Origin of the sequence: Streptomyces sp. NBC_00513 (assembly GCF_041431415.1) — a bacterium.
Classification (GTDB): domain Bacteria; phylum Actinomycetota; class Actinomycetes; order Streptomycetales; family Streptomycetaceae; genus Streptomyces.
The window spans coordinates 7246226-7263796 of record NZ_CP107845.1; the positions used below are offsets into that span (position 1 = coordinate 7246226).

A 17571-nucleotide genomic window follows, 5' to 3' on the forward strand; every position below is an offset into this window, starting at 1 on the left:
AACAGGACTGACAAATCTGTACGCTACGGTAACTTCGCTGTCTGTCACCAGCGAAACACAGCGAAACACTGCGCCTTTCCGCCGGAGCGATGTGTGCTGCCCGCGTGCGCCCACCACGGAGTGAAAATTGAGCACGAATAACTTATACAGCCGTATGGAATCCATTGGATCCCATGTGCCGGCCACCACGCTGACCACCCGGGAACTGACCGGGCGATCCCCGAATCTGCGGGACGTGGATGTCGAGAGGATCACCGGAGTCGCCGAGAGGCGGGTTTACGATCCGCGTCCCGAGATCGGCGAGGACTCGTTCGGCATGGCCCTGCGTGCCGCGCGTGACTGCCTCGCGGTGTCCCGATACGAGGCCGCCGACCTGGACATCGTCATATCGGCGTCGATAACCCGCTTCAAGGACGCCGACCGTTTCTACTTCGAACCCTCCTTCGCGGGCTCCCTCGCCCGGGAACTGGGTGCCCGCTCCGCCCTGCACTTCGACGTCTCCAACGCCTGCGCCGGAATGATGACCGGCGTGTACGTGCTCGACCGGATGATCCGTTCCGGAGCGGTCCGCAGCGGCATGGTCGTCAGCGGTGAGCAGGCGACCCGCGTCGCCGAGACGGCGGCCCGCGAGATCGGCGACTCGTACGACCCGCAGTTCGCCTCCCTCTCCGTCGGCGACTCCGCCGCCGCGGTCGTCATGGACCGGTCCGCGGACGAGGCCGACCGCATCCACTACGTGGACCTGATGACCTGCGCGGAGTACTCGCACCTTTGCATGGGAATGCCGAGCGAGCGCACCGAGGGAATCGCGCTCTACACGGACAACAAGAAGATGCACAACAAGGACCGGCTCGCCCTTTGGCCCCGATTCCACGGCGATCTGCTGTCCAAGAACGGTCGGGATTTCGCGGGTGAGGAATTCGACTACATCATTCAGCACCAGGTCGGCGCCCGATTCATCGACTATGTGAACCAGACGGGCGAGGCGGAGTTCGGCACGCCCATGCCCCCCTCGCTCGCCGTCGTGGAGCGGTACGGAAACACCGCCACCACCTCACACTTCCTGACGTTGCGTGAACACCTCGCGGCGGGCACCGCCCGGCGCGGATCCACCTTCCTGCTGGTTCCCGCCGCCTCCGGCGTGGTCACCGGAGCCCTGTCGGCCACCGTCACCCACCTGGGGGTCTGAATCATGGGCATGATCATCACCGCTGCGGGCACCGCCACCGTCGACACACACGCCACCGGCACGGCCGCCGACGCCACCCCGGCGGCCTCCTCCGTGGTCCTCGCCGGCCGGGCCGCCCGCGATTGCCTCGACCAGACCGGTCTGTCCCCCTCGGCCGTCGGCGTCCTCGTCAATGTGGGCGTCTACCGGGAGTCGAACACCTTCGAACCGGCTCTCGCGGCCCTGGTGCAGAAGGAGGTCGGCATCAGCCTGGACTACCTCGTGGATCCCGCGGCCGGCTTCTCCTTCGACCTCATGAACGGCGCCTGCGGCGTGCTGAACGCGGTCCAGGTCGGTCAAGCGCTCCTCGACACGGGCAGCACCGAACGCCTCCTGGTCACCGCCGCCGACGTGCACCCCGGCGGCGACGCCCGCCGGGACCCCGACTACCCGTACGCGGACCTCGCCGGAGCCCTCCTGCTGGAGCGCAGCGCCGACCCCGACGCCGGATTCGGCCCCGTACGGCACTACACCGCCGACGGCCCCAGCGACACGGAGGGCTACCTGGACACCGCCCGCATGGGCGCCGAGGGCCGGACCCTGATCACCGTGCGCCGCTCCCCGGACCACGACCACCGGCGCGCCGAACTCGCCGCCACCGCCGTCGCGGACTACGCCGCCGCGTACGGGCTCGACCTCGACCGCACCCTGGTCATCGGTCCGGGCACCGAGGCGGACGCGCTTCCCCCCGGCGAGACGGGCGAACCGCACACCGCGGCCCCCGTCCTCGGCTACCTCCACGCCCTGGCGGCCGGCCTGCCCGAGGACTGTGACCAACTGCTGTTCGTCACCGCCGGCGCGGGTCCCAGCGCCGCCTGCGCGAGCTACCGACCCGAAGGCCGGTGATCCGGTGACCACCGCGAGCCCACGACGCACGAACACCCGGGAGGCCGCGGCAGGCGCCGAGGGCCTCGCCGCCCGGCTGGAAGGCAACGCCCGCGCCTTCCCGCACAAGCCCGCCGTCATCCACCCCGACGGTGGCCGCGAACCCGACGGCCGCCCCCGCTACCGCACCCTGAACTACGGCGAGTTGCAGCAGGAGGTGGAGCGACTCGCCCACGGCCTGACCCACGCGGGCATCGGCCGGGGTACCAAGACGGTGCTGATGACCCCGCCGGGACCCGAGCTGTTCGCGCTGGTCTTCGCGCTCTTCCGGATCGGCGCCGTCCCCGTCGTCGTCGATCCCGGCATGGGCCCGCGCCGGATGCTCCACTGCTACCGGGCCGTCGGCGCCGAGGCCTTCATCGGCCCGCCGCTCGCCCACCTGGTACGCGTCCTGGGCCGCCGCACCTTCGAGGCCGTGCGGATCCCGGTCACGCTCGGCCGCCGGCGGCTGTGGGGCGGTCACACCCTGGCGCGCCTGCGGTCCGCCCCGGGCCCGCGCACCGCGCCCCCCGCCGTCGGCGGGGACGACCTGCTGATGATCGGCTTCACCACGGGAAGCACCGGCCCCGCGAAGGGAGTCGAGTACACCCACCGGACGGCACTCTCGATCGCCCGTCGGATCGAGGACGCGCACGGACGCACCCGGGACGACGTCTCCCTGGTCACCCTGCCCTTCTACGGCATGCTCGACCTGGTCTACGGGTCCACGATCGTGCTCGCCCCGCTGGCGCCGGCGAAGGTCGCGCACGCCGATCCCGAACTCCTCGTCGACGCGCTGGAACGATTCGCCGTCAACACGATGTTCGCCTCGCCCGCCCTGCTGCGCCGCCTCGCGGACCATCTCACGACCCGCCCCCACCCCCTGCCCGACCTGCGCTGCGTGGTGTCCGGCGGGGCGCCCGTGCCGCCGTCCGTCGTCGCCGCACTGCGCGACGTCCTGGACGAGAAGGCCCGGATCCACGTCACCTACGGCGCCACCGAGGCCCTCCCGATCACCTCGATCGAGTCCGAGGAGATCCTGGCCGAGACCGCCGACCGGGCCGCGCTCGGCGCCGGAACCTGCGTCGGCCGGCCCGTACCCGGCACCCTCCTGCGGATCGCGCCCGTCACCGACGGCCCGATGCCGGCCCTCGCCCCCGGGTCGGACCCGGAGCCGGGGCGCGTCGGGGAGATCCTCGTCGCCGGGGACTCCGTCAGCCCCCGCTACCACGCCGCCCCGCAGGCCGACGCCCTCCACAAAGTGCCCGAGACGGCGCCCGAGGACCCGGCCCGCGCGGGCCTCCACCCGATCGCCGGGGCCGGACCCGCGCCCCGCGTCTGGCATCGCACCGGCGACCTCGGCTACCTCGACGGCAGTGGTCGACTGTGGTTCTGCGGACGATCGGCGCAGCGCGTGCGCGCCACCGGACACGACCTGTACACCGTGCTCTGCGAGGGCGTCTTCAACGCACACCCGCTGGTCCGTCGCAGCGCACTCGTCGGCATCGGCCCGGCGGGCGCGCAGCAGCCCGCCGTCTGCGTGGAGACCGAGACCCCCCTCGACGCGGACGCCTGGCGCGACCTCGTCGTCGAGCTGCGCGCATCGGCCACCCACCACGTTCCGGAGCTGGCGCCCGCGCCGTTCCTGCGCCACGCCGGGTTCCCCGTGGACATCCGGCACAACGCCAAGATCGGCCGCGAGGAGCTCGGCCGGTGGGCCGAACGCCGTCTCGCGCCCCCGGCGCCCCCGTGGTCCCGCGCCGGCGCCCCGAAGCTGATCCCGCTCGCCGGCTGGGCCTACCTCCTCGGCGGCGCGGTCATGGCCGCCACCGCCACAGCGCCCGACGCCCCCGTCCTGCACTGGCTGTGGTGGATCGACGCCGTCCTCAGCATCGGCGTGCACGCCGCGCAGATCCCCCTCGCCCTGCCCCGGGCCCGGGCGGCCGGACACGGGCGGGCGGCCGCCGTCGCCCTCACCATGCTCTACGGCGCCACCTGGTGGCGGACCCTGTGAACATCCTGATCACCGGGGCCACCGGCTTCCTCGGCGGCCACCTCGTCGACGCCTGCCTGCGCGAGGGCCACCACGTACGCGCCCTGGTCCGCGAGGGCGGCGACACCGCACGGCTCGGCTCCCTGCCCGGTGTCGAACTCGCCGTCGGCGACCTGACGGACGAGGACTCGCTGCGCGCCGCCGCCGCGGACCGCGACACGGTGCTGCACAGCGCCGCCCGGGTCGTCGACCACGGCAGCCGCGCACAGTTCCACGAGGCGAACGTCGCCGGCACCCGCCGGCTCATGGACGCGGCCCGGGCCGCCGGCGCCGGCCGGTTCGTGTTCGTCTCCAGCCCCAGCGCGCTGATGCGGATCCGCGAGGGCGACCGCCTCGACATCGACGAGTCCACGCCCTACCCGGACCGCTTCTTCAACTTGTACTGCGAGACCAAGGCCCGCGCCGAACAGGACGTACTGGCGGCCCACACCGAACGGTTCACCACCGTCGCCCTGCGCCCGCGCGGCATCTGGGGGCCGCGCGACCACGCCGGCTTCCTGCCCCGCATGATCGGCGCGATGCACGCGGGCCGGCTGCCCGACCTGTCGGGCGGCAAGCGGGTCCTGGTCTCGCTGTGCCACAGCGACAACGCCGTCGCCGCCTGCCTGCGGGCGGCCACGGCACCGAGCGAACGCGTCGGCGGCCGGGCGTACTTCGTCGCCGACCGGGAGCGGACCGACCTGTGGGCCTTCCTCACCGAGGTCGGCCGGCTCCTCGACTGCGCACCGCCCGGACCGAGGATCCCGCTGCCGGTCGGCCGCGCGCTCGCCGGCGCCGTGGAAGCGCTGTGGCGGCTGCGGCCCGGTTCCGAGGGGACCACACCGCCGATGAGCCGCTACATGATGGCGCTGCTCACCCGATCCACGACGTACGACACCGGTGCGGCCCGACGCGACCTCGGCCACGAGGCGCCGCGTGACCAGGCGGAGGGCGTCCGCGAACTGGTGCGGTGGGTGGAGGACATCGGCGGGGTCGACGCGTGGACCCGCCCCGGCGCCACACCGCCCCGCGGACGCCCGCCCGGCCCGGACACCGAACCCCCGTCCGGGCCCGGACCCCGCTCCGCACCCGTGCGGCCCGGCGCACTGTCGCCGGGACCCGTGCACGCCGATCAACCCGTGCCCCGCTCCGCACCCGAGCCGTCCGGCGCAGACGTACCCCGGCCCGTGCGGGCGTCCGGGTCCGCGGGAGGGCCCGTGTCCCCGCCGCCGGGCCCCTCCGGCACCGCACCCGCCCGTTCCGAGCGAGGAGGCACCCCGCGATGAACCGTCCCCGACCCACCCCCGCCCACCGCTACCGGCGCCCGGTCTCGCCCACCGAGCGGCTCTACCTCGCCGCCGAGCACGCCCGAGGCGCCATGGCGCTGCGCATCCTCGTCGAAGGCGAGGGCGTGCCCGCCCCCGACCGTCTCCGGGCGGCGGTGGCCCGGGCCGCCGAGGCCGTCCCCGGCTCGCGGCTGGCCCGGCGGGGCCCGCTGTGGCACGCCGACGGGCCGTTGCCCCGCGTCCGGTACGCCGACGCCCGCTCCGCCACGGCCTTCGACGTCTCGACGCCGGACACGGCCGCCCTGCTGTACGGCCCCGCGCGGCGGACCGACCCACCCGGCTGCGAGGTGCTGGTGGTGCCCGGTCGGGCCGCCCCGTCCGCCGCCGACGAGGGCGCGCCGCCTGGCGCCCGCACCACGCTGGTGTTCAGCGTCTCGCACGCCCTGATGGATGGCCACGGCGCCCTGATCTGGGTACGCGAGGTCTTCCGCGCGCTGCGCGGGGACCCGGCGCGACCCGCCCTGGGACCCGACACCGACCGGGCACTGCTGCGCCGGCTCGGCGCCGGCGAACGCCGCCCCACGCTGCCGCCCGACCGGCCCTCACCCCTCGGCCGGGCCCCGGCAGGCCCCTCGCGGACCCTGTGGCTGCGCAGGACCCTGCCCGGACACCACTCTGCCCTCACGGCCCGCCTCGCCCAGGCCGTCACCGACGCCTCGGGCCGGCCCGGTCGGATCATGGTCCCGGTCGACCTGCGCCGTCACCGCCCCGGCGTCACGGCCACCGGCAACCTGACGCTGCCGCTCTTCCTCGACCTGAGCCCCGGCGACGACTGGACCGGCCCGCACCTCACCCTGCTGCGGGCCCTCGCCGAAGGCCGTGAACTCGCCTCCGGCTTCGAGTCGGCCCTCGCCCCGCTGCCCCTCGCCGCGTCCGCCCTGTTGCTGCGCGCCGGCCAGGCAGCCACCGGCCGCGCCGACCGCCACCTCGCCTCGGCCGTCGTGTCCCACCTGGGCCGACTGGCCCCGGAGGACTACGGCGGAGGGGGCTTCACGGCCACCACGGTCTATGCCCTGCCCGTCCACGCGCCCCTGGTACCCGTCTCGTTGGTCGCGGCCGAGACCCCCGCGGGGACCGAGCTGACGATGGGGGTACGGGGCGGCCCCGATCTCGCGGATCGCGCGGAACGCTTCCTGGACCGGGCCCTGGCCCGCCTCGCACCCACGCCCGAGCCGTCCCCGACCGTCCCGCCTCCCGGCGTCCCGTCCCCGACCGTCCCGTCCCCGACCGTCCCGTCTCCCACCACCCTGCCCCCGTCAGCCCCGTCAGCCCCGTCAGCCCCGTCAGCCCCGTCAGCCCCGTCAGCCCCGTTCCCCACCACCGCGCCCCGGCCGGTCCCGGTCACCACCGGGACCACCGTGGTCGACCTGCTCCGCGCGCAGGCGGCCCGTACACCCCAAGCGGTCGCCCTCGACGGGCCCGAGGGGGAGGTCACGTACGCGGAGCTCGATCGCCGCTCCGACGTCGTCGCCCGCGAACTGGCAGGCCGCGGCGTTGTCCGCGAGGACCTCGTCGGGCTGATCGTGGACCGGTCGCCGGCGGGCGTCACCGCCCTCTGGGGCATCCTGAAGGCGGGCGCCGCCTACGTGCCCCTCGACCCCGCCCACCCCGGCGAGCGGATCAAGGAAGTCCTCCAGGAGTGCGGCGCCCGGCTGTGCCTGACCCAGCGCCACCTCGCCGACGCGCTCACGGTGTCCGTACCGTGCCCGCTGATCCAGACCGAGGACGTCCTCGACGCCCCCGACACGGCGGTCGGAGAACTGCCCCCGGCCCCCGGGCCCGGGGACCTGGCGTACGTCATGCACACATCCGGTTCTTCCGGGCGTCCCAAGGGGGTGCGGATCGAGCACGGCGGCCTGACGGGGTTCGTCCGGTGGATGACCGACGTCTGTCGGGTCGACGAGGACACCCGCTTCGGGTTCGCCTCCTCCTACGCCTTCGACATCTCCTGTTTCGCCTTGTTCCTGCCGCCGGCCGCCGGCGCGACCACCGTGCTGGCCCCCAAGGCCCCCTCCCGGGCCACGCTGCGCCGTCTCCTGCACGACCACCGCGCCGACACCCTCGCGCTCACCCCCTCGCACCTCGCGCTCTTCGGGGACCGGGCGGTCGTACGCACCCTGCTGCTCGGCGGCGAGCCGCTGACGCCCGCCGCCGTCCGCTCGGCCCGGGCCGCCTTCGGCCCGGACTGCCGGATCGTCAACGGCTACGGGCCCACCGAGGCCACCGTGGCCTGCCTCGCGCACGTCGTGGACGGCAGTGAGACGACGGCCACCATCCCGCTCGGTACCGCCGGTTCCGCGACCCGCGTCGAGTTGCTGACCGAGGGCGGCCGGGTGATCGGTGCGGGGGAGGAGGACCTCGGCCGGACCGGTGAGATCGTCGTCAGCGGCCTCCAGGTGTCCCGCGGCTACCTCGGTCCTCCCGACGGGACGTCCTCCGCGTTCGGCACCCGCCCCGACGGCGTGCGCTTCTACCGCACGGGCGACCTCGGGCGCCGGCTGCCGGGCGGGGCGGTCGAGTTCGCGGGGCGCGCCGACGGCCAGCTCAAGATCGCCGGACACCGGGTGGAACCCGCCGAGGTCGTCGCCGCGCTGGAGGCGCACCCCGCGGTGAGCCGCGCCGTCGTGGCCGCGCGCAGCCGCCCCGGCACGACCACGCCGGTGCTGTGCGCGTACGTGGTGCCGTCGACCCCGGAGGAGCCGGTGGCCGCGACGGCCCCGGATGCCCTGGGTGCCGGTCCCCCGGACCTGGCAGCGGTGCTGCGCGCCGAGCTGGCCCGGCGGCTTCCCGCCCATTTGGTCCCGGCGAGGATCACGACGGTCGCCGACATTCCCCGCACGGTCAGCGGCAAGGCTGACCTCGACGCGCTGCCCGACCCCTTCGGGGCGGGCGGGCCGGAGGGGGACCCCGCGACGGCGGGCCCGACAGCGCTCCGGGACCGGGTCGCCCGTCACTGGGCGGGGGTCCTCGGGGTGGACGCGGGGGTTCTCACGGAGGGCGCGGAGTTCCGGCTCCTGGGCGGCGACTCGCTGGCCCTCGTCGAGATGCTCGACGCCGTCTCCTCGGACCTGCTCACCGAGGCCCAGGGGCGCTGGTTCATGAGCCGCCTCGAATCCCTCGTCCGAGACGTCACCCTCGACCACGTCTGCGCCCACGTGGAAGCCGCCCGGAAAGAGGTCCCCGCGTGATCTTCATAGGTGACGGAGCCCTGGTGCGACGAGCCGTCACCCACGCCGCCGCGCGGGGGCACGCCGTCGACCTCGTCTGCTGCGAGGACCCGCGGGACGCCGCGGGCGCCCCGCACCTCGCCGCCGACGTCAACACACGGGCCGCGGACCTTGCGGGGGCCTCCACGGACGGGATCGTCTGGTCCCTGAACAACCGTCGGATCCTCCGCGCACCCGTCCTCTCCCTGGGCCTGCGCATCCTCAACATCCACAACGGCCTCCTCCCACGCCACCGGGGTCTGCCCTCGGTGGCGCTCCTGTTCGCGCTGCTGCGCGGCGACAGCGAGTACGGCGCCACGCTGCACGAGGTCGACGCGGGCATAGACACCGGACGGGTCCTGGCGGACCGGCGCTTCCCGATCGGCCCCGACGACCGCCACCACCAGGTGATGCTGCGGGGGATCCGGGCCTGCCAAGCCCTCTTCGAGGAGACGCTCGCGGCCGTCGTCGACGGAGCGGACCTGCCCGTGGGGACCGTGCGACCGTACGGACCGGAGAGCTACAACGGCCTGCGCGCACTGGACCGGTTGTCGGAGTACCGGGACCACCCGGCGTTCGCCCGGGCCACGGACCTGGGGCCGTTCGCCGTGCACGCACCGGAGTTGGCCCACGCCGTGGCGGCCTTGAGAGGCGATGGCTGGGACCCGGTGGCGCCGCAGGCGTAGCGGTCCGCACGCACCGTACGATCCGCGAAATGCCGATGCGGTTCGTACGGTGCGTGGGTGCGTGGGTGCGTGGGTACGCGGGGCGCGTGGGTACGCGGGCGAACGCGGGTCCTCGGTGCGACGCGGGCGGTCCCGGGAAGGGCGTCGAGCGGCAGGAACCGAGCGACGGAATCCGAGTCGCAGGATCCGAGCGTCGGTACCCCGGGCCGGAGCCGAGCGTCGGTTCCCCCGGGCCGGAGTCCGAGCCTCATTACCCGGGCCGGAGCCCGAGGGCAGGACCCGAACGTCAGTCGTTGAGGCTCTCGGCGAGCTGTCCGCCGAGCTCGTTGGCGGTCTGGCCCAGGTCACCGCTGGTCAGAAGTGGGTCCAGGGCGGATGGCGCGGTGAGCGACGCGGGTGGGGTGTCGGCGTGGGCGGCGCCCAGGCCAAGGCCGAGGGCGGCGACGGACAGGGCGGCGGTGAGGGCCATGCGGCCGGCGATGGTCATGCCGGGCCAAACGAGGGCCGGTCCGCCGGGACACGCTCGTCCTCCCGCCGGGTCGATGCGCGCCCGGGTCCCGGGCGCACCCAGGGGGGCGAACCGACCGCCGGGCAGGCGGAATGCGGACAAGGTTCCCCTCTCCGTACGGGAGCGGCGCACCGACGGCGGCCCCCGGCGCGCCCGTGAGGACGGTCGGCCGTCGGTACCCGGGGCGGGGGAGCCGGTGCGCGGGGGGAGGGGGCCGGCGCCCCCGAGCGCGTTCGGCCGTTGTCGTGTTCGGGGCGATCCGAGCCCGCGCGGCGGCTGAGGGGCGGGGTCTGAAGAGCCGGGCCGCGCGCGGGCGGACAAGGGCGGAGCGGTACGGAGGAACGCGGACACAGTGTCACAAACACGACGTGTGGCCCGTGGCTGAATCCGATATCCGGCGCCCAATGCGGTGCCTATCGGACTGATAGCGTCCGCGAGTTGATCTTGCCAGTCGCCCCGTCGGGACCCGTCGTGGTCGGGCGCGGTGACGGCCACCCCTCTCGCAAGGAACCCACATTGCTCCGCCCCACGCCTGCGCGGCCCACCCGCCTCGCTCCCCGGGCCGCCGTCGCGGCCGCGCTCCTCGTACTCCTGCCCGCCGCGCCGGCCGCAGCCGCCGGCACACCGCACCTCGACGGGATCGAGCAGGAACTCCGGCGGGTCTCACCCGGACTGGAAGGGCGTGTGTGGGAGCGCACGGACGGCAACGCCCTCGACGCCTCGACGCCCGGCGGGAGTGACTGGCTGCTGCAGACCCCCGGCTGCTGGGGCGACGCCGGCTGTGCGCGGCGGCCCGGTACCGAACGCCTGCTCGCGAAGATGACCGAGAACGTCGCCCAGGCGAAGCAGACCGTCGACATATCGACCCTGGCCCCCTTCCCCAACGGAGCCTTCCAGGACGCCCTCGTCTCCGGTCTGAAGGCGTCGGCCGCGCGGGGCAACAAGCTGAAGGTGCGCGTCCTCGTCGGCGCCGCCCCGATCTACCACCTCAACGTGGTGCCGTCGAAGTACCGGGACGAACTCGTCGCCCGACTCGGCGAGGACGCGCGGAACGTCGACCTCAACGTCGCTTCCATGACGACCTCCAAGACCGCCTTCTCCTGGAACCACTCCAAGATCCTGCTGGTGGACGGCCAGTCGGTCGTCACGGGTGGGATCAACAGCTGGAAGGACGACTACCTGGAGACGGCGCACCCGGTGGCCGACGTCGACCTCGCCCTGAAGGGGCCGGCCGCCGCCTCCGCCGGTCGCTACCTGGACGAGCTCTGGTCCTGGACCTGTCAGAACAAGGGCAACATCTCCAGCGTCTGGTTCGCCTCCTCCAACGGAGCCGCCTGCCTGCCGTCGCTGCCGAAGCCGGACGCGGCGCCCGCGCCCCAGGGTGACGTACCGGCCCTCGCCGTCGGCGGGCTCGGCGTCGGCATCATGCGCAACGACCCCACCTCGACGTTCCGGCCCCAGCTGCCGACCGCCCCCGACACCAAGTGCGTCGTCGGACTCCACGACAACACCAACGCCGACCGCGACTACGACACGGTCAACCCGGAGGAGAGCGCGCTGCGGGCGCTCATCTCCGGTGCGAACCGGCACATCGAGATCTCCCAGCAGGACCTCAACGCGACCTGCCCGCCCCTGCCCCGCTACGACATCCGCGTCTACGACGCCCTCGCCGCCAAACTGGCCGCCGGGGTGAAGGTGCGCATCGTGGTCAGCGACCCCGCCAACCGGGGCGCCGTGGGCAGCGGCGGCTACTCGCAGATCAAGTCCCTCTCCGAGATCAGCGACACGCTCCGTGACCGACTCGCCCTGGTCACCGGGGACCGCACCGCCGCCCGCACGGCGATGTGCTCGAACCTCCAGCTCGCCACGTTCCGCGCCGCCCCCGGCGCGACCTGGGCGGACGGTCGCCCCTACGCCCAGCACCACAAGCTGATCTCCGTGGACGACGCCGCCTTCTACATCGGATCGAAGAACCTCTACCCGGCGTGGCTCCAGGACTTCGGGTACGTCATCGAGAGCCCCGCGGCCGCCCGCCAGCTCACCGACCAGCTCCTCAGCCCGCAGTGGCAGTACTCCAAGCAGACCGCCACCGTCGACTACGAGCGGGGCGTCTGCCCCTCCTGACCTGCTCCTGACCTGCTGCTCTCACCGGAATCAGGCCCTGCGGACGGCCGCCCGCGCACCCCGCGCGGACGGCCGTCCGTGCCGGTCCCGCAGGGCTGCCGCGCCCGCCGGACCAAGCGGTCCGGCAGCGTGAGAACGGGCACATTTTGCGCGATATGGCAGGTATCTCCTTCATGCTGGTCACTGGTCTGGCGCGTTTCAGGTTCTCGGGTGGGGTGCCAGGCGCCCCTTCGACGTACCAGAACCACCGCTCACCAGAACCACCGCCACCGGGAGAGACATGCGACGTGACAACCGCCGGACGCCCCGCAACCTGCGGATCGCCCTGACCTTGGCGGGCGGGGCCGCCGTACTCGGTTTCGGCGGCCTCTACGCCACCGCCCTGGTCGTGACCGGAGACGCCGTCGCCGACGGCACGCACGTCAACGGTGTCGACATCGGCGGAATGAGCCGCACGGAGGCCACCGAGGCCCTGGACCGCACGCTCGGCCGGGCCGCGACCGCCCCCCTGGAGCTGCGGATCGGTGACCGGACGGAGCGGATCGCCCCCGCCTCCTTCGGTCTGTCGCTCGATGCCAAGGCCACCGTCGACCAGGCCGCGAACACCGGGTCCGACCCGTTCACCGTCATCGGGCGACTCTTCGCCCCGACCCGCGAGCGCGCCGTCGAGCCCGTGACCCGCATGGACGACGCCAAGAGCGCCGCCGCGGTCGACCGGCTCGCCGCCGGGGACCGCGAGGTACGCGACGGCGACATCGCCTTCAGCGACGGCAAGCCGCGGATCACCCAGCCCGTCACCGGCGTCGCGCTGCGCACCGAGGGTGTGGCGCAGACCGTCCGCGCCGCCTACCTGAACCCGCGCACCGGTCCCGTCGTCCTCCCCGTCGACCGGACGGACCCGGCCATAGGGCGCCAGGAGACCGATCGCGCGGTGCGCGAGTTCGCCGCGCCCGCGATGTCCGGCCCGGTCACGCTCAACCTCGCCGGCAGGCCGATATCCATATCCCCGGCCGTGCTCGGCAGCCACCTGGACGTCGCGGCCGACGGCCAGGGCCGCCTCAAGCCCCGGCTCGACGCCAAGTCCCTGCTGGCCGACCCCGCGGTCGCCCGCCAGGTGGACGCCGCCACCCCGGAGCCGCGCAACGCCACCTTCCGGCTCGACTCCTCCGACCGGGCGGTCCTCGCGTCCGACGGACGCCGCGGGACCAAGGTCACGGACAAGGCCCTCGGCGCGGCCGTCGAACCGCTGCTGACCCGCACCGGCGCCGCCGCCCGCACCGCCGAGCTCAGCGGGACGCCGATCCACCCGGCCCTGACGGCCGAGGACGCGCAGCGCCTCGGGATCAAGGAGAAGATGTCCTCCTTCACCGTGAACTTCCCGGCCGCGCCCTACCGCACCACGAACATCGGCCGGGCCGTGCAGCTGATCAACGGCTCCGTCGTCATGCCCGGCGAGACCTGGAGCTTCAACAAGACGGTCGGCGAACGCACCAAGGAGAACGGGTTCGTCGACGGGATCATGATCAATGACGGCCAGTACGTGAAGTCGCCCGGCGGCGGCGTCTCGGCCGTCGCCACGACCATGTACAACGCCCTGTTCTTCGCCGGCGTGAAGCCGCTGGAGCACGGCGCCCACTCCTTCTACATCGAGCGCTACCCCGAGGGCCGCGAGGCCACCGTCGCCTGGGGCACGCTCGACCTGCGCTGGAAGAACGACTCCGGCCACGCGATCTACATCAAGGCCCAGTCCACCGACACCTCCCTGACCATCAGCTTCCTCGGCACGAAGAAGTACGACGAGATACGCGCCACCCAGGGCCCGCGCACCGCGATCACTCCGCCGGGCGAGCGCACCGGCTCCGGCCCCACCTGTGAGGTGCAGACCCCGCTGGAGGGCTTCGACGTCGCCGTCGACCGCGTCTTCGTGAAGGGCGGCCAGGAGGCCAAGCGGGAGACGTACAAGACGCACTACACCCCGCGCGACGAGGTGACCTGCACCCCGCAGACCCCCGCCCCCTCGGGTGCGCCGACCGCGCCGACGACACCGGCGGGCTCCTCCGCCCCGGCGGCTCAGGCCGCCGGACAGGCGAACGCGTCCTCCGCAACGAACGGGCCGCGCGGAACCTGACGCGAACTCGTCCCATCCAGACCCACCGGCTGCATCGAATTACTTGTGTCACATCACTCACTGCTCTCACTGGGGTGAGGGCGAGGAGGTGGGATCCATGTCCGTTCCCATCCGTGTCAGACACATGGCGGTGGCCGCGGCCTCGACCGGCGTACTCGTAGGCGGCGCGGCGCTGGGAGCCGCGGCCCCCGCGATGGCCGCGCCGGCCGCGACTCAGACCGTCGCGGCCTCCGTCACCGGGGACCGCGGCAAGCAGTGCGAGTGGAAGAAGGCCCACTGGGAGAAGCGGTGGGTCAAGGGCCACTGGGAGAAGCGCTGGGTCAAGGACCACTGGAAGCACGACAACGGGAACGGCAACGGACACGACAACTGGAACGGCAACGGCAACGGGAACGGGAACGGGAACGGCAAGTGGGACCGCGACCGGGACCGAGGCCAGGGTCAGAACCAGGACCACGGTGACTCCCGGCGTGGCGGCCAGGGCCACTGGAAGTGGGAGTACGTCCCCGGCCACTGGGACAAGGACTGGGTCAAGGGGCACTGGGACTGCTCGTACAAGCACCGCTGGTAGTTGCTTCTCCCGCACGACGGATGGTTGACGAGGGCCCGCACCGCGGGCCCTCGTCGCTCTCTTTCCCCGGCCCTCCGGATGCGCCCGGTCCCCAACGGTGATGGGATCGGAAGCCGGTGCACCGGAAGGAGCACGGGACTTCTGATGGCGGACAGGACGGACAGGACCGAAAGGGCGCAAAGCCCGGACGAGGTGAGCGACGGCCCGGCCGACGGGCCGGACGAGCTGCTCCTGCGGGTGGCCCAGGGCGACGGAGAGGCCTTCGCCCCCCTTTACGACGCCATGTGCGGCCCCGTGATGGGGCTGGTCTGCCGGGTCCTGCGGGACGAGGACCAGGCGGCGGAGGTGACCCAGGAGGTGATGATCGAGGTGTGGCGCACCGCCGGCCGGTTCCGCCCGGAACTCGGCACCGCGAAGGCCTGGGTGATGGTGCTGGCCCACCGCCGGGCCGTGGACCGCGTACGGTCCGCGCAGGCACGTGGCGCGCGCGAGGAGAAGGCGGCCCTCCTCGACCGGATGCCGGCCTTCGACGAGGTGGCGGACGAGGTCGAGGGCAGGGAGGAGTACCGGCAGGTACGGCGCTGTCTGGACGGCCTGACCGCCCCCCAGCGGGAGGCGGTGCGGATGGCCTTCTACGAGGGGATGACCTACCGGGAGGTGGCCCGCTCGTTGGAGTCCCCCGAGGGCACGGTCAAGTCGAGGCTCCGCGACGGACTGCACCGGCTGCGCGACTGTCTGGAGGCATCCCGATGAGCATCGCGCCCGACCCTCACGCCCCGCTCGGCGCGTACCTGCTGCACGCCATGCCGCCCGACGAGGAAGCGGCCTTCGCACGACACCTGGCCGGCTGCGTGTCCTGCCGCCGCGAAGCGGCCACGCTCACCCCCGTCGTCGCCGACCTGAGCGGCACACCCCCGATGTCGCCCCCCGCCGACCTGCGCCGCACTGTCCTTCAACGCATCGCGGTCACCCCCCAGGAGCCCGCCCTGCCACCGGTCGTGGTGCCGCCCCCGGCACCCGTCGCCCCGCACGCCCCGGGCGCCGCCCGGACCGGCAACCGCTCCGGAGCCCGCCCGGGGCGACGCGGACGCTGGATCCTCGCGGCGTGTCTGGCCGCGGCGGTCGCCTTCGGAGGCATCGCCCTGTGGCAGCACCAGGAGGCCGAGCAGGCACGGAGCAGCCTGATCGAGTCCACCCGCCGCACCGGCCCCGTCGCGGAACTCGCCGACGTGCTCGCGGCCCCCGACGCGAAGGTCAGCGCCGCCCGGTTCGAGGACGGCGCCACCGGCTGTGTGATCGTCTCCCGCAGCGAGAGCAGAGCCGCCTTCATCGCCTCGGGGCTGCCGAAACTCCCCGATGGCCAGGTGTACAAGCTCTGGTACGACGACGCGGGCACCACCCGCGCGGCCGGCACCCTGCGGGGCGGTGGCAACTGGCACGTCAAACTCCTCGACGGGCCCGTCGACCAGGCCACCTCCGTCGGCGTCACGGTCGAATCGGCCGGCGGTTCCGTGGGACCGACCACCGCACCGGTCGGTGTGATCGACATCCCCGCCTGAGGGGCCTGAGGGGCCTGAGGCGCCTGAGAGGTCTGAGGGGTCCGGGGTCTGGGGAGCCTGAGAGCCGGACAGCCCGTCGCCCGCCGCCCGGGGCGTCCGCGACACCCGATACTGATCTTCATGGACGCCACGGCCACCGCCACCATCCTGGAACGGACATCCGGACACCGCAGCCGGTTCGACGCGCACTTCGCGCGCTACTTCGACACCCTCGGCGAACGGCTCGACACCCCGCCGATGAGCCGCTTCACCCCCCGCTGCCTGGAACTCCTGAGGGACCTGTCCCTGCGTGGTGGCAAGCGCCTGCGCGTCGTGCTCCTCCACGAGGCGGCCCGGCTGGTCACCACCGACGAGGTGCCGGGCCTGACGGAGGCCGCGCTGAGCATCGAACTGTTGCAGACCCACGGACTCGTCCACGACGACATCATCGACGAAGCGCCGCTGCGTCGCGGCGGTCCCTCGACCCACCAGGCCTACCGCGACGAGTTCCCCGACCACGCCCCCACCGCCCTCGGCCTGGCCGTGCTCGCCGGGGACCTCGCGGCGTTCCTCTCCATGCAGGTCCTGCTGGAGGCCGACGTCCCCGCCGAACTCCGCCAGAGCCTCCTGGGCGTACACCTGCGGACCGCCGCCGAGACGGTCGTGGGACAGATCGTGGACCTGGAGCGGGACACCCACGCGCGGCCCGACGAGGAGTTCCTGCACACCGTCACCGACTTCAAGAGCGCCCGCTACTCCCTCCTGGCGCCGTTGACCATGGGGCTGCTGGCCGCGGGCGAGGACCCGGCGCCGCACCACGAACGGCTGCACCGTTACGCACGCCTGGTGGGGATCGGTGAGCAGATGCGCGACGACCACCGCGACCTGTTCGGCGACGACGCACGCGTCGGCAAGTCGACGGGGGCCGACCTCCGCTCCGGCCGGCGCACCTACGCGGTCGCCGCCGTACTGGCCCACGCGACCGGCTCCGAGGCGGCCCTCGTGGAGGCCGCGCTCGGCGACCCGCACTGCACCGACGCCACGATCGGCCGGATCCGGGACCTCGCACGTCGCACCGGCGCCGACCGGTGGCTGCGCGACGAGATGCGTTCCCACGCGCGGGCCGCCGCGGCCGAGGCCGCCTGCTGGGAGGAGTACTGGCGACCGGAAGCCGTCGCCTTCTTCCGCACCCTGCCGATGTGGAGCATGGACCGGACGGGCTGACCCCCGCCCCCGTCCGTCCGTCCATCCGGCGGCGCCGGCCCGACCGCCCCGGGTCCCCTCCCATCACCCGACCGCCCGGCCCCGCTGGCACACCGGGCCCGGGCCCGGCTTGCTGG

At 73.6% G+C, this 17571-nt stretch carries 13 protein-coding genes; 12 read left to right on the forward strand and 1 reads right to left on the reverse strand.

The genetic code is table 11. The features are described from left to right. Nucleotides 1-154 precede the first annotated feature (154 nt). Genes OHA84_RS32585 through OHA84_RS32610 form a run of 6 tightly spaced genes read left to right on the forward strand, consistent with a single transcriptional unit; the run spans nt 155 to nt 9362 of the window. Nucleotides 155-1189, forward strand: a complete 1035-nt coding sequence (locus OHA84_RS32585) for a 3-oxoacyl-ACP synthase III family protein (RefSeq protein ID WP_266968337.1) — start codon at nt 155-157, stop codon at nt 1187-1189. A 9-nt stretch (nt 1190-1198) separates the two neighbouring features. Further along, a complete protein-coding gene (locus OHA84_RS32590; protein ID WP_266952854.1) occupies nt 1199-2074 on the forward strand; it encodes a hypothetical protein in 876 nt (291 codons plus the stop codon). A 4-nt stretch (nt 2075-2078) separates the two neighbouring features. Next, nucleotides 2079-4106: a fatty acid CoA ligase family protein gene (locus tag OHA84_RS32595; protein WP_266968336.1), complete on the forward strand. Its 2028-nt coding sequence runs from the start codon at nt 2079-2081 to the stop codon at nt 4104-4106. Continuing rightward, entirely contained in the window at nt 4091-5410 is a 1320-nt protein-coding gene (locus tag OHA84_RS32600) for an NAD(P)-dependent oxidoreductase (protein WP_266968335.1), read from the forward strand. Before OHA84_RS32595 ends, OHA84_RS32600 begins: the two co-directional genes overlap by 16 nt. Beyond that, a complete protein-coding gene (locus OHA84_RS32605; RefSeq protein WP_266968334.1) occupies nt 5407-8658 on the forward strand; it encodes a non-ribosomal peptide synthetase in 3252 nt (1083 codons plus the stop codon). The genes OHA84_RS32600 and OHA84_RS32605 overlap by 4 nt, the downstream gene beginning before the upstream one ends. Continuing rightward, on the forward strand, nt 8655-9362 hold the full coding sequence (locus OHA84_RS32610) for a formyltransferase family protein (protein WP_266968333.1): 708 nt from the start codon (nt 8655-8657) through the stop codon (nt 9360-9362). The genes OHA84_RS32605 and OHA84_RS32610 overlap by 4 nt, the downstream gene beginning before the upstream one ends. Before the next feature lie 286 nt (nt 9363-9648). Here the strand turns inward: OHA84_RS32610 and OHA84_RS32615 are convergent, their stop codons facing one another. Next, a complete protein-coding gene (locus OHA84_RS32615; protein ID WP_266952864.1) occupies nt 9649-9849 on the reverse strand; it encodes a hypothetical protein in 201 nt (66 codons plus the stop codon). 537 nt (nt 9850-10386) lie between these two features. Between OHA84_RS32615 and OHA84_RS32620 the strand changes: the two genes are divergently transcribed. From OHA84_RS32620 to OHA84_RS32645, 6 genes are all read left to right on the forward strand, one after another. Then, on the forward strand, nt 10387-11994 hold the full coding sequence (locus tag OHA84_RS32620; RefSeq protein WP_266968332.1) for a phospholipase D-like domain-containing protein: 1608 nt from the start codon (nt 10387-10389) through the stop codon (nt 11992-11994). Nucleotides 11995-12274: 280 nt separating this feature from the next. After that, nucleotides 12275-14122, forward strand: coding sequence for a VanW family protein (locus OHA84_RS32625; protein WP_266968331.1), 1848 nt, complete (start codon nt 12275-12277; stop codon nt 14120-14122). A 97-nt stretch (nt 14123-14219) separates the two neighbouring features. Next, nucleotides 14220-14693, forward strand: a complete 474-nt coding sequence (locus tag OHA84_RS32630) for a hypothetical protein (protein ID WP_266968330.1) — start codon at nt 14220-14222, stop codon at nt 14691-14693. 144 nt (nt 14694-14837) lie between these two features. Then, a complete protein-coding gene (gene sigK / locus OHA84_RS32635) occupies nt 14838-15446 on the forward strand; it encodes an ECF RNA polymerase sigma factor SigK (RefSeq protein ID WP_266952872.1) in 609 nt (202 codons plus the stop codon). Further along, nucleotides 15443-16252 carry an anti-sigma factor gene (locus OHA84_RS32640; RefSeq protein WP_266968329.1) on the forward strand — a complete coding sequence of 270 codons (810 nt, stop codon included), beginning with the start codon at nt 15443-15445 and terminating at the stop codon, nt 16250-16252. Before sigK ends, OHA84_RS32640 begins: the two co-directional genes overlap by 4 nt. A gap of 120 nt (nt 16253-16372) precedes the next feature. Beyond that, on the forward strand, nt 16373-17455 hold the full coding sequence (locus OHA84_RS32645) for a polyprenyl synthetase family protein (RefSeq protein ID WP_266968328.1): 1083 nt from the start codon (nt 16373-16375) through the stop codon (nt 17453-17455). The last annotated feature ends 116 nt before the right edge of the window (nt 17456-17571 follow it).

What these genes read in the sequence shown, in the direction of transcription:
- OHA84_RS32585 (WP_266968337.1), top strand. Translation starts at nt 155, where the DNA reads ATGGAATCCATTGGATCCCATGTGCCGGCCACCACGCTGACCACCCGG.
- OHA84_RS32590 (WP_266952854.1), top strand. Translation starts at nt 1,199, where the DNA reads ATGATCATCACCGCTGCGGGCACCGCCACCGTCGACACACACGCCACC.
- OHA84_RS32605 (WP_266968334.1), top strand. Translation starts at nt 5,407, where the DNA reads ATGAACCGTCCCCGACCCACCCCCGCCCACCGCTACCGGCGCCCGGTC.
- OHA84_RS32615 (WP_266952864.1), bottom strand. Translation starts at nt 9,849, where the DNA reads ATGACCATCGCCGGCCGCATGGCCCTCACCGCCGCCCTGTCCGTCGCC.
- OHA84_RS32625 (WP_266968331.1), top strand. Translation starts at nt 12,275, where the DNA reads ATGCGACGTGACAACCGCCGGACGCCCCGCAACCTGCGGATCGCCCTG.
- OHA84_RS32630 (WP_266968330.1), top strand. Translation starts at nt 14,220, where the DNA reads ATGTCCGTTCCCATCCGTGTCAGACACATGGCGGTGGCCGCGGCCTCG.
- sigK (WP_266952872.1), top strand. Translation starts at nt 14,838, where the DNA reads ATGGCGGACAGGACGGACAGGACCGAAAGGGCGCAAAGCCCGGACGAG.
- OHA84_RS32640 (WP_266968329.1), top strand. Translation starts at nt 15,443, where the DNA reads ATGAGCATCGCGCCCGACCCTCACGCCCCGCTCGGCGCGTACCTGCTG.
- OHA84_RS32645 (WP_266968328.1), top strand. Translation starts at nt 16,373, where the DNA reads ATGGACGCCACGGCCACCGCCACCATCCTGGAACGGACATCCGGACAC.